Raw genomic sequence first — 12672 nt, 5'->3', positions numbered from 1 at the left:
ATGAACCGTCGAGCCGGATCGAGTAGCCGGATCAAACACGAGGGGGCACGTGATGGACGGAACGGGCACGGGGCCGCCGGGGCGCGGGGCGAGCTCGGCGCTCAACCATTTCACCCCCGTGACCAGGGAGTGGTTCGCCGGGGCCTTCGCCGCTCCCACCACCGCGCAGGAGGGGGCGTGGGCGTCGATCGCCCGGGGGGACAACACGCTGGTGGTCGCGCCCACCGGGTCCGGCAAGACACTGGCCGCGTTCCTCTGGTCACTGGACAGGCTGGCCGCCGAGCGCGCCCCCGGCGCCGCGGAGGGCTCCGGATTCCCGCCGGGCACCGTAAGCGCCGGCACCGCGGCAGACCTCGCGAGCGCCGGCACCACGGCCCCCGAAGACCCGGCGAGCACCACTGCCGTCCCACCCGCCGGTCTTGCGGGGGCCTCGCACGCCGGTGACAGGCGGCCCGCGCGCGGGCGCGCCGCCTCATGGAAGGACGACGGGCCGGTCCGGCGGTGCCGGGTCCTCTACGTGTCACCGCTCAAGGCTCTGGCGGTGGACGTCGAGCGCAACCTCCGGGCTCCACTGGCCGGGCTGAAGCAGACCGCGCGGCGGCTCGGGTCGCCGGTGCCGGAGATCTCGGTGGCGATCCGGTCGGGTGACACCTCACCGGAGGAGCGGCGCCGTTTCGCGGCCAAGCCGTCGGACATCCTCATCACGACCCCCGAGTCGCTCTTCCTGCTGCTGACCAGTCAGGCCCGCGAGGCGCTGCGCGGGGTGGAGACCGTCATCGTCGACGAGGTGCACGCGGTGGCGGCCACCAAACGCGGCGCGCACCTGGCCCTCAGCCTGGAGCGGCTCGACGCCCTGCTCTCCCGGCCCGCCCAGCGCATCGGCCTGTCGGCGACCGTGCGGCCGGTGAGCGAGGTGGCCGCCTTCCTCGGCGGTTCACGCCCGGCCTCGGTGGTCCAGCCGCCCTCGGACAAGGTGATCGAGGTCGAGGTGGTCGTCCCGATCGAGGACATGACCGAGCTCGACACCGCCCCACCTCCCGCCGGAGCCGATGACGGCGACGGCGGATGGCAGACCAGGCCGCCGGCCAGGCGTTCCATCTGGCCGCACGTCGAGGAGAGGCTGTTCGACCTGATCGGGAGGCACCGCTCGACGATCGTCTTCGCCAACTCGCGCCGACTGGCCGAGCGGCTGTGCACCCGTCTCAACGAGCTGGCCTGGGAACGGCGGGCGGAAGATCCCGGGCCGCCTGGGCCGTCGGGGCCGTCGGAGTCGCCGGAGCCCGCGCACTGGTCGGAGGGCTTCCCCGTGCCGCCCGCCTCCCCGTCCACCCCGGCCGCGACGATGGCGCAGGCCGGTGCGGCGAAGGGGGTCGTCCCGGAGATCGTACGGGCGCACCACGGATCGGTGTCGAAGCAGGAGCGCGCCCAGATCGAGGAGGCGCTGAAGTCCGGGCGGCTGCCCGCGGTGGTCGCGACCTCCAGCCTGGAACTCGGCATCGACATGGGCTCGGTGGATCTGGTCGCCTGCGTGGAGTCGCCCCCGAGCGTGGCGAGCGGCCTGCAGCGGATCGGCAGGGCCGGGCACCAGGTGGGCGCGGTCTCGCGTGGCGTGATCTTTCCCAAGTACCGCGGCGACCTGGTCCAGACGGCCGTGGTGGCCGAGCGGATGCGGAGCGGCGAGATCGAGGAGCTCCGCTACCCGCGCAACCCCCTTGACGTGCTGGCCCAGCAGATCGTGGCGATGACCGCGATGGACGAGTGGACGGTGGACGACCTGGAGACCGTGGTACGGCGTGCCGCGCCGTACCGGACACTGCCCAGGAGCGCGCTGGAGGCGACGCTCGACATGCTCGCCGGGCGTTACCCGAGTGAGGAGTTCGCCGAGCTGAGGCCGCGCATCGTGTGGGATCGGCTCACCGGCGCCCTGCGGGGACGGCCGGGAGCCCAGCGGCTGGCGGTGACCAACGGCGGCACGATCCCCGACCGGGGGCTGTTCGGCGTGTTCCTGGTCGGTGCGAAAACCTCCAGGGTGGGCGAGCTGGACGAGGAGATGGTCTACGAGTCGCGGGTCGGGGACGTGTTCGTGCTGGGCGCGACCTCCTGGCGGATCGAGGACATCACGGCCGACCGGGTGCTGGTCTCCCCCGCGCCCGGACAACCGGGCAAGCTGCCGTTCTGGCTCGGTGACAGCGCGGGACGCCCGGCCGAGCTGGGCAGGGCGATCGGCGCGTTCCTCCGCGAGATGTCCGCGGCGGGCGCGGACTCCGAGGCGGAGCCAAGATCCGCGGGACGAGACGGCCCGACAGGCGTCGCCTCAAGGCAGGGCGACGCGGCACGCGCCGACGCGAAGACGGACTCCATGGGACAGGAAGGTCCGGGACGCGACGGTGCGCGAGCGGAGGGCGCAGAGCACGGTCGTCCAAGGCGCAACGGCGCGGAGGGAGGTGCCGCGGGGTTGGCGGGGCCGACGCCCGGCGGAGGGAAGCCGGGCTCCGGCGGGTGGAGCGGTACGGCCCGCGACAGGGCGCTGGAGCGGATCAGGGCGGCGGGGCTGGACGGATTCGCCGCGGCGAACCTGCTGTCCTACCTGGCCGAGCAGCGGCAGGCCACCGGATACGTACCGGACGATCGGACGCTGCTGGTGGAGCGGTTCCACGACGAGCTGGGCGACTGGCGGGTCGTGGTGCACTCGCCGTACGGGGCGCGGGTGCACGCGCCGTGGGCCCTGGCGATCGGGCGGCGGCTGCGGGAGCGCTACGGCACCGACGTTCAGGCCGTGCACTCCGACGACGGGATCGTGCTGCGCGTCCCCGACACGCTCTCCGGTCCCCCTTCGGACATAGCGGTCTTCGACGCGGAGGAGATCGAGCGGATCGTCATCGAGGAGCTCGGCGGTTCGGCGCTGTTCGCGGCGCGGTTCCGCGAGTGCGCGGGACGGTCCCTGCTGCTGCCCCGGCGCACGCCGGGCAGGCGCGCCCCACTCTGGCAGCAGCGGCAGCGGGCCGCGCACCTGCTCGGCGTGGCCGGCCGGTACGGATCGTTCCCGGTCGTGCTGGAGACGATGCGCGAGTGCCTGCAGGACGTCTTCGACGTGCCGGGACTGGTCCGGCTCATGCGGGACGTCGCGGCGCGGCGGGTGCGGCTGGTGGAGGTCGAGACCGGGCAGGCGTCGCCGTTCGCGGCGTCGCTGCTCTTCAACTACGTCGGCGCGTTCATGTACGAGGGGGACGCCCCCCTTGCCGAGCGCCGAGCGCAGGCGCTCGCGCTCGACACGAGCCTGCTGGCGGAGCTGCTGGGTCAGGCGGACCTCCGTGAGCTGCTCGACCCCGATGTGATCGCCGACGCCGAGCGCGAGCTGGCCCGGCTGGACCGGCCGCTCCGCGACGCCGAGGACCTGTCGGACCTGCTCCGCTCGCACGGCCCGCTGGTCGCGGCCGACGTAAGCCTGCGCGGGGGCGACCCGGAGTGGCTGATCACCCTGGAGACCGCCCGGCGGGCGATCAGGGTGCGGGTGGCGGGGCAGCGGCAGTGGGCGGCGATCGAGGACGCCGCCCGGCTGCGCGACGCGCTCGGCGTGCCGCCGCCGGTGGGGGTGCCGCACGTTTTCCTGGAGCCGGTGGAGGATCCGCTCGGCGATCTCGTCGCCAGGCACGCCCGTACCCGCACCCCGTTCTCGGCCGGTACGGCGGCCGCCAGGTTCGGTCTCGGCCCGGCGGTGGTCACCGACGCGCTGCGCCGCCTGGCCGCCTCCGGCCGGGTGGTGAACGGGGAGTTCATGCCCGGTGGCCGAGGTGAGGAGTGGTGCGACGCCGGGGTCCTGCGGATGCTGCGCCGCAGGTCGCTGGCGAGGCTCCGCAAGGAGGTGGAGCCGGTCACCCCCGAGACGCTGGCGGCCTTCGCCCCCGCCTGGCACGGCATCACCGGCGCCCCGCGGCGGAGCAGACCGCCCATCGACGCGCTGGTGGGCGCGATCGAGCAGCTCCAGGGGGCGGCGGTGCCCGCCTCGGCGCTGGAGACGTTGATCCTGCCCTCGCGGGTGCCCGGATACGATCCGTCGCTGCTGGACGAGCTGACGGCCTCGGGCGAGGTCGTCTGGGCCGGGCAGGGGTCGCTGCCCGGCGGGGACGGCTGGGTGGCCCTGTATTTCGCGGACACCGCTCCACTGTTGATGCCCGATCCACTGGAGATCACCATGACCCCGGTGCACGAGACGGTCCTCACCGTCCTCGGCGGTGGGGGCGCGTTGTTCTTCCGCGATCTGGCCGGGCGCGTCGGCGCCCTGCTGCCCGGTGCGGTTCCGGATGACGGAGTGCTGACCGCGGCGGTGTGGGATCTGGTGTGGGCGGGGCGGATCACCGGCGACACGCTGGCACCGCTGCGCGCCACCCTCGGCACCGGACGCCCCGCGCACCGCCGGGCTCCCACTCGCAGCCGACGAGCGGTGCTGCCCACCCGGAGCGGGCCGCCGACGGTGGGCGGGCGCTGGTGGCCACTGCCCGCCCCGTCGGGCGACGCGACCCAGCGGGTGCACGCCCAGGCCGAGATCCTGCTGGAGCGGCACGGCGTGGTGACACGCGGCGCGGTCGCCGCCGAGCGGCTGCCCGGCGGGTTCGCCGCGGTCTACCAGGTGCTCCGGGCCTTCGAGGAGAGCGGCCGGTGCCGCCGGGGCTACTTCGTCGAGGGCCTGGGGGGCGCCCAGTTCGCGCTGCCCGGCGCCGTCGACCGGATGCGTGCCACCTCGGCGGCGCCGGGCACCGGCGCACCCGCGTCCGATCCATGGAGCGTCCGGGAGCCGGCCACAGGCACGTCCGATCCGCGGGCCGTCCGAAACCCGGCCACAGGCGCACGGCGGGCGGTGGTGCTGGCGGCGACCGATCCGGCCAACCCGTACGGCGCGGCCCTGCCGTGGCCGGTCCATCCGGGTGAGGGGTCCCACAGACCCGGACGGAAGGCCGGATCCCTGGTGGTGCTCGTGGACGGGCATCTGGTGCTCTACGTCGAGCGCGGCGGCAAGACCCTGCTGTCCTTCTCCACCGGCGACGGCCTCCGGTCCGCCGTGGACGCCCTCGCGCTGGCCGTACGCGACGGCGCCCTGGGCAAGCTCACCGTGGAGCGCGCCGACGGCACCGCGATCAACGACTCCCCCCTGGCCGCCGCCCTGGAGTCCGCCGGATTCCATCCGACCCCGAAAGGCCTGCGCCTGCGCGCTTAGCCGTACCGACCGTGTCGCCGTCACCAGCGCCCACGGCCGGAACAGCCACCCGTCGTTCCATTTCCAGGGGGACGGGGCGGTACTGCCGCCTCCTCGCTCCGTTACCGGCCGGCTCCGCTGTGGGCTGGGGGCGACGGGCTCAAGGCCGCTGCGTTCGGGGGGATGGGCGACCGCCGGGTGTGGGTATCCCAGGAGATGCCCGCTGGGACCCCAGGAGGGATCTGCCCAACCTAAGAAAGGTCCTCTCGTGATCCAGGAGCATCGTTACGTGGTGGTCGGCGCCGGTCCCGCGGGGCTGCAGATCGGCCATTTCCTGCAGGAGAGGGGGGCGGACTACCTGATCCTGGAACGGAACCACACCGTTGGCGGATTCTTCACCCGTTTTCCGAGGCACCGCCGGCTGATCTCACTCAACAAGGTGCACACCTGGTCCGACGATCCGGAGACCCGGCTCCGCTGGGACTGGAACTCACTGCTGAGCGACGATCCGTCCCTGCTGTTCCCGCACTACAGCGACGACTACCTCCCCTCCCCCGACGACCTGCGACGCTATCTGACCGACTTCCACACCACCCATGACCTGAGGATCGCCTTCGGCACCGGGGTCAGCCGAGTGATCGGCAAGGAGGAGGGGTTCCGGCTGGAGACGGAGGAGGGGCAGGAGATCCAGGCCGAGTGCCTGATCTGGGCCGGCGGGAGGGGCGAGCCGTACATCCCCAACATTCCCGGCATCGAGCACGCGGAGGGGTACGAGGACATGGCCATCGACCCCGAGCCGTTCTGCGGCAGACGGGTGCTGATCCTCGGCAAGGGCAACTCGGCCTTCGAGACGGCCCACGCCCTCCTCGGTCACGCGTCGATGATCCACCTGGCCAGTCCACGACCGGTCCGGCTGTCCTGGAACTCCAGGTACCCGGGAGATGTGCGCGGCTCGTACGGCGCGTTACTCGACAGCCACCACTTCACCACGCCTCACTCGCTGCTGGACTGCACGGTCGAGCGGATCGGGTTCGACGGCGAGACCTACACCGTGGACATCCTCCACAGCCACGCCGGACGGGGCAGGGAACGGCTGGAGTACGACGCGGTACTGCGCTGCACCGGTTTCCGGATGGGTGCCGACGTGTTCGCCGACGGGCTGAGGACCGGCTCCTGCGGGAGACTGCCCGCGGTGAGGTCGGACTGGGAGTCGGTCAACCTCGACGGCCTGTACTTCGCGGGCACGACGATGCAGGCCCGTGACGCCAGGCGGGGCACGTCGGCGTTCATCTACGGCTTCCGCTACAACCTGCGGACGATGAGCCGCCTGCTCGCCGAGCGTTATGACGGGGTACGGCTCCCGCACACCGTCGTTCCCCGCGCGGAGCTGACCGGATCGATCCTCGACCGGGTCAACCGGAGTTCGGCCCTGTGGGCCCAGGCCGGATATCTGGTCGACGCCATGGTGATCACCGAGCACGGCATCGAGCGCTACGAGGACCTGCCCGAGGACTACGCCGTCGAGCGCTTCGGCGATCTGGTCACCGTGGGCCTGCGCCAGAACCGAGCCCCGGACCCCGACGACCTGGAGGCCGGCGCGTTCGCCGTCGGGCGCCGCCCGCTGTCGTCACGGGCCACCGAGAGCGAGGCCATCCACCCGGCCGTCCGCGTCTTCAGGAACGGCGTGCTCACCTCCGAACTGCACCTGCCGGAGAGTGTGGTGACCGAGTGGCGCCACCCCGACCGGCACGTGGCCCCGCTCACGCGATTCTTCGACCGGCTGCTGCCACTCTGACCTCCCGCTCGGACCGGGGACGCGGGAGGCTCGGTGGATCGACCGATTCCGTGCGGCTACCGGGGACGGCGCCGCTCGATCGATTCCGGGCGACCAGCAGGGACGGCGCCGCTCGATTTCCTGGAGAGCCGGCTCCCAGGGGTAAATCGCCGGACTCTCGTCTCCGGTGCCGGGTGCGTGCGGCTCCAACCGGCCGGAGCCGCACAGGACGGGAACGCCTTCGGCGCGCAGACTCTCGACGCTCCGGCGAAAGGGCGCGCGTGCGGCGAAGGCACTGTTCACGAACGGCACCATGACCACAGGGATGCCCAGGCCGGGGGCTTCGGCCAGCTGTCCGAGGGCGTAGGTGTCGGCGATGCCGCGGGCGAACTTGTTGACGGTGTTGTAGGTGGCCGGGGCGACGATGATCGCGTCGGCCCGCGGGGGCTTGGGCTCGTCCGGCGTGCGGTAGCGGCTGCGCACCGGGCGGCCGGTCCGCGCCTCCAGGGCGGGGACGTCGACGAAGGCGAGGGCCGACGGGGTCACGACGATCTGGACGGCCCATTCCCCGTCCTGGGGTTCCCGGATCGGCACGGTCATCGGCCTGTCCAGCAACTCGATCGCCCAGCCCAGAGAGCCGCGCGCCATCGCCGCCACCGTACTTCCGCCATGGGCCAGGTCCATACGGGTGTAGAGGTCTGCGGCGGCCTCGACCGCCTGAACCTCGGCGACACCGACATCTGTCAGATCTTTACCGTCCAAGCCGTCCAGCAGTCGCGCGAGCGGCTCCAGTGCGGCCGATCCACGGAGGTCGCCGCAGTGATCCCCAGAACACTTCTGCGTTTCATATTTTCCATGGTGTCCGGTAAGACGAGCTCCTTTTCTGTTGCCGCAACATGCACGCCCAATGCCTGCTGTAACTGTGCGGCAAGGCGAGAGTAACCTCACTCTGCCCAGGGCTCCGGCGAGTTTATGATTTGGTCAGCTTGATTCCCTCGCTTCCATCTTGAACAGATTGAGGGTGCGCCGGTGACCGTAAACGTGGTGACGTCGGCCATAGGCGATGTTGGCGTAGCCCGCGTGGCGCAGGGCGCCAAGGGCCAGATTACGGAAGGAGGTCGGAGCGCGGGGTACCGGTTCGGGCCTGGCCGATGTCTTCGTGAAAGGTCACGTCACAGACATAGTGGGTGCCGTTCTCGACGGCGTTCCAATGACTGCGCACGTAGGTCGCGATCTGTAACCGTTGAGGCCGGCCAGGACCCGGCGCATGGTCCGCTCGCTGGGCGGCTGATGCAACCCGGTCAGCGAATTGCGCCACACCCGCAGGTCGGCCAGGGCCGGCTCGGGCGCATTGTCGGCCTATTACTCGATCGCGGTCGGCGAGTCACCGCCCACGGCCACGGTCGCACACGCGATCAACGCCAGAGCCGATGTCGGCGAATGCCGCCGTCCACGCCGCGACTGCAGATCGGAAATCATCGCGAACCGATCCATAGGGCTCAGCCGAGTCGGCGATTCCAGAACCGATTGCTCAAGCCGCTCGCGACCGACAGCGGTGATCAGTGATGATGGCTGGGGTTCGACACCAGGCGTTTCCTCTGACGCCACCAGTCCGCTACCGGGCCTCCTGGTAGCTACCCGGGACGGACTCACACCGGTAAGCGACGACTAGTTTACGAACAGATGATCAGCCGCTACGTCATGGCTTCACCTCCGTCCTACTGGGCGCACGAAACATCGAGGCTAACGGCGGACTTTCCTGCCTGCGCATCAACTCCAGGCGATGAGACATTACACGAGATCACAACCATGATTATCCGCGTCAGGGATAGCGAAACGTTCATTAAAGGTCCCCCTAATTCAGAGCTCATGACATGAACTTAAACAAAGGATCGCAGCAAACGCTTTATTCGATCACACGAGGATCACGAAAAGCCGAAGATGCGAGCCGCCTAGAGTCCGCTGGCAGCCACTACGAGTAATATGCGAAGCTGGAGACACATGGGGAGGATTCCAAGTTTTATCCAAGTAGGTTCTTGACTCACCTCGCCTCCATATGTAAAAATCATAATTAGATGAACGGTAGCCCCGGATGCCCCTCTCTGGTTGCGGCAATGTGGAGTTAATCTTCCATTGACGGCGTTTCATCCACTCAATGTTCCGCTCATCGCCAGCTTTTCCATTGTGGATGTGTGGCGAGGCATTTTAGCCGAATAGCTTGATGGAAGGAATCTCCTTGACTTCTTGCATGTCACGCATGGCCGCCCAACGCATCGCAACCGGCATCCTGGCCGTAGGATTAGCTATAACGGCTTCTTCCGGTACCGCTTACGCAGGGCCCGGGAGCACAGAATCCACGCCAGTACTGAACTTCGGATCCAATGGCCAACAGGTTCGAGCATGCGATGATTCCACTCTCTATCAAGCCGTAAAGATCAGTGGAACAAGCCATACGGGTACACAGGCAAGTACCTCGGCACGCCTCGACATCGAAAACTGTCATAGCTTCTGGAATTGGTGGTGGGTGGGCCGGGTCACCTTGAAGTGGTACAGAGACGGAAGCTCCCAGACAGTAACCACACACTGCAATGTACCAAAGGTCGACCCTGATTGGAACTGGGTATTCTGCCCCAGATGATCTTAGTTTAACTCTAGCCCAGAGGACAGGTTGCGAATGTAGAATTTAACAATAAACGCCCTAAACAACTTGAGGGCCTTCTGATTCGGCGAGCGCATTATACGCGCCAGGCACCATGAATCCCCTGCCCCTGAAGTCCAATCACACTTAATGCGATATTTCGTTACCCCATATGACTCCGGCGTCCCACCTGTTCGTTGAATCAACCGAAACTGGTCGGCGAGCAATAATGGACGGCGGTTCGAGAATAAGAACGGTCTGAGCGATGAAGCCGTCGCGGCAGCGTGGGGCGGTACTGCATCTGTTTGGGCTTGGTCTTGACCAGTGCGGCGAGTTGGCCGGTTTCATCTGCCCTGCCTCGTCTTCCCGGCACAACCGGGCGCCCAGGTCGGGCGCCGCCCTTTTATCGCCAGCCATTCCTCGGCGACCCACAACTCGCCTCCCCCCTCGTCGCGCTCAACGGCACGCTGTACGGGAATCTACGGCGTCCAGCCGATGCGGTGCAGCAGATATGACGCCCTGCGCAAAATATAGCGGACATGAAACAAGACCGCGATCAGATCGGCACCCCAGGCCGACGTCCAGTGCTGCTCCTCGACGAGACCATGCGCAGCTGGCCCCCGCTCCAGCTCGGCCCACAGCCGCTCCAGCCGCCGCTCATCCAGCCGGCACTTCTCCCCGCCCGACCCCTGGACGCCAATTCCTCCAGCCCACCGGCCTGCCAGGCGCGACACCATGCGGGCCTCCGTGGCGGCGGCCCGCCGGGAGTACGGCTTGGGCCGGCCGCCGATCCACCGGCACCTGGCCGCACTGGCCGAGGAACCGCTGAGCGAACCGGAGCCGGTCGAGGCAGGGAGGGCATCGACGAGACCCGCAGAAAACGGGCCTGCCGACGCAGGAGAAATGCCTGCCCAAGTCCATGGATATGCACACCTTCAGCCAAGACGACCTGGATGCCATCGCCACCAAGCTCAACAACCGTCTCCGCAAGATCCATAGCTGCCACACTCCGGCAGAGATTTACGCTAAGGTCCTGAACAGCGGCGATACGTTGATCGAGCGCGCCATCATCTCTCGAAAAAAATCATGGGGTCCGGAAGGGCCTCCAAGGCCATCAGCACCGTCATAAAAGGTATTGGAAAGCCAGGGCGTTCAACAAGCCACCGAATTCCTTTTTCGTACACTGACAGGATGACACCACCACGTACTCCTCCTGAGGACGACTCCCTCCTGCTCGAACCTGTCCAGCTGACTGGCACACTGATCAGCTACGCACGGGTCTCGACCACCAAGCAGAACGTGGACTGCCAGATGGCCGCGCTCACCGGCAGCGGATGCCTGCGGATTTTCTTCGGTAAGAAGCCCGTAAAGAACGTCAAGTGTGAGGAGCTGTGAAGGCGCTGGATCCCCTGCGCACCGGCGATACCTTCATGAGTGCCGCCTCTGAATCGCCTGAGACGCTCCCTGTAGGAGCTCACCTCGATCGTGGCTGGGCTACGCAAGCGCAGCGTCGGCTTCGAGACCCTGCACGAGACGATCGATACCATCACGCCCGGCGGACGGCTCGTATTCCATGTCTTCTCAGCCTTGGTGGCGTTCATTCACGAGCTCACCTTGAGGGCACTCCTGAGGCCCTAGACGCCGCGCGGGACCGCAGGCAGCATCTCGGTCAGCCCTCGGCTGCGACGCTTGAGCGGATCCACCACGCCCGCAACATGCTGACCCTGCCTGACGACACCATCTCCTTCATCGCCCGGCTGCCGGGCGCCAACCCCAGCACACTCCATAGGCACGTCCCCGAACTCGTCGGCCCTCCGTTCCCTGCCGCCGACCGATCCCAGCAGGCCCTAGTGAAAGGAAGCAGCGATGAACGCTGAGGATCTCACTCGCTTCGGTGAGCTTCTCCAGGCCGTGAGCGAGCGGCGCACACTGGATCTAACCGAGCTCCACGACGCCGGACGACTGCTGGGCGAGGTGACCCTGGCCGCCGCAGCCGCAGCCAGCCACATGCGGACTGAGGTCGCGGCCTTGCCAAAGCGGTACATCCTGCATGACGATACCGGCGACGCTCCGGAACCCCGCATCGTCGAAGCCCGTGACCGCCTCGCGCAGATGACGAGCCTGCTTCAACAGGTCGGCACGCAGGCCCGTCGTTACCACGGCACGATCGGACACATCGGCATGCAGGTAGACCCCGAGATCGCATCGGACTGATCCCGACCACAATGCTCCAGGGCACCGGCAAGTTGATGTTTCGAACGGGTTCATTCGTAGCCATCCAACGGCGCAGGCAGGGACAGGTAAAAAACGCCAAATCCGCAACGACAGAAAGGCACGGTTCCTGAAGATCAGAGGTGTCCAAATCCGCCCGATCGAACGAGGAACCCACCCCTGTCGCACTATCAACGCTGTCGGCCGCGACCAGATTAGGCAAACGGACACTGAGCCTTTTTCATCCTGCCTCGCGCATCTGCAGGACACAGATGGCTTTGACAAGCTGACCTGCCTGAAGAGGGCAGCAGCGTAGCTTCCGCAGAATCCGCCAGGTCTTCAGCTGCGCATTCGCACGTTCGCCGGGGCCGCGGAGCCTGGCGTGAGCGGAGTTGGCCGGCTTCAGCGAGGTCGGCTTGTTCCTGCCCTTGTACGGCACCAGCACCTGCTGACCTGCGCCGATGTAGCCCTTGTCCGCCGGCGTGATCAGCCCGGCGGCCTCCAGTCGGCGGACGATCCCCGGATCCGGGCGGCCGTGAGGTCGTACACCGATCCCGGCGGCGGGCCCGACGTCCACAGCAGCGTGCCGTCCGGGGCGGCGACGACCTGGATGTTCATGCCGTGCCGCTTGTGTTTGCCGGAGTGGTACGGCCGGTCGGCGGCCACCCGGTCGATCGGGATGAGCGTGCCGTCCAGGATCACGAAGGCGTACCCGGCGCGCTTGGCAGCGCGCAACACCTGCTCCAGGCGAGGAGGGGTCTTTCCCCAAGGCCAGGTAGTTAGCGTTTTCGGGTGTCTGTCAAGGGAGCGGCGGGTCGGGCACGGCGGCGTAGAGACCTTGGCCGATCTTGTGGATGA

At 68.2% G+C, this 12672-nt stretch carries 5 protein-coding genes and 2 pseudogenes; 4 read left to right on the top strand and 3 right to left on the bottom strand.

All coding sequences use genetic code 11. The features are described 5' to 3' along the window. Window positions 1-52 precede the first annotated feature (52 nt). Complete coding sequence (locus ACWEF2_RS17785) at window positions 53-5212, top strand: ATP-dependent helicase (RefSeq protein WP_453816436.1); 5160 nt, start codon at window positions 53-55, stop codon at window positions 5210-5212. A 247-nt stretch (window positions 5213-5459) separates the two neighbouring features. Further along, entirely contained in the window at window positions 5460-6986 is a 1527-nt protein-coding gene (locus ACWEF2_RS17780) for an NAD(P)-binding domain-containing protein (RefSeq protein WP_453816435.1), read from the top strand. Window positions 6987-7226: 240 nt separating this feature from the next. Here the strand turns inward: ACWEF2_RS17780 and ACWEF2_RS17775 are convergent. Together ACWEF2_RS17775 and ACWEF2_RS17770 are read right to left on the bottom strand one after the other, a co-directional pair. Further along, window positions 7227-7565 (bottom strand): annotated as a pseudogene (locus ACWEF2_RS17775) (flavoprotein); the annotation flags it as partial. Window positions 7566-10082: 2517 nt separating this feature from the next. Further along, the gene (locus ACWEF2_RS17770; RefSeq protein WP_453816433.1) at window positions 10083-10340 is read right to left on the bottom strand and encodes a hypothetical protein; all 258 of its coding nucleotides are present in this window, start codon (window positions 10338-10340) and stop codon (window positions 10083-10085) included. A gap of 454 nt (window positions 10341-10794) precedes the next feature. Between ACWEF2_RS17770 and ACWEF2_RS17765 the strand changes: the two genes are divergently transcribed. Then, window positions 10795-10998 (top strand): recombinase family protein, encoded by a 204-nt coding sequence (locus tag ACWEF2_RS17765; protein ID WP_355593133.1) that lies wholly within the window; start codon window positions 10795-10797, stop codon window positions 10996-10998. Between the two features lie 471 nt (window positions 10999-11469). Continuing rightward, window positions 11470-11817, top strand: coding sequence for a hypothetical protein (locus tag ACWEF2_RS17760; protein ID WP_453816431.1), 348 nt, complete (start codon window positions 11470-11472; stop codon window positions 11815-11817). Window positions 11818-12055: 238 nt separating this feature from the next. Here ACWEF2_RS17760 and ACWEF2_RS17755 read toward each other — a convergent pair. Then, window positions 12056-12567 (bottom strand): annotated as a pseudogene (locus ACWEF2_RS17755) (transposase family protein); the annotation flags it as partial. Between the last annotated feature and the right edge of the window lie 105 nt (window positions 12568-12672).

The sequence above is a fragment of the Streptosporangium sp. NPDC004631 genome (assembly GCF_053601935.1).
The sequence above is the reverse complement of the archived record's forward strand: the minus strand, read 5'-3'. Positions and strand labels throughout refer to the sequence as shown.

Excerpts from the sequence above, each read along its gene's own strand:
- ACWEF2_RS17785 (WP_453816436.1), top strand. The coding sequence starts at position 53 with ATGGACGGAACGGGCACGGGGCCGCCGGGGCGCGGGGCGAGCTCGGCG.
- ACWEF2_RS17770 (WP_453816433.1), bottom strand. The coding sequence starts at position 10,340 with ATGGTGTCGCGCCTGGCAGGCCGGTGGGCTGGAGGAATTGGCGTCCAG.
- ACWEF2_RS17765 (WP_355593133.1), top strand. The coding sequence starts at position 10,795 with ATGACACCACCACGTACTCCTCCTGAGGACGACTCCCTCCTGCTCGAA.
- ACWEF2_RS17760 (WP_453816431.1), top strand. The coding sequence starts at position 11,470 with ATGAACGCTGAGGATCTCACTCGCTTCGGTGAGCTTCTCCAGGCCGTG.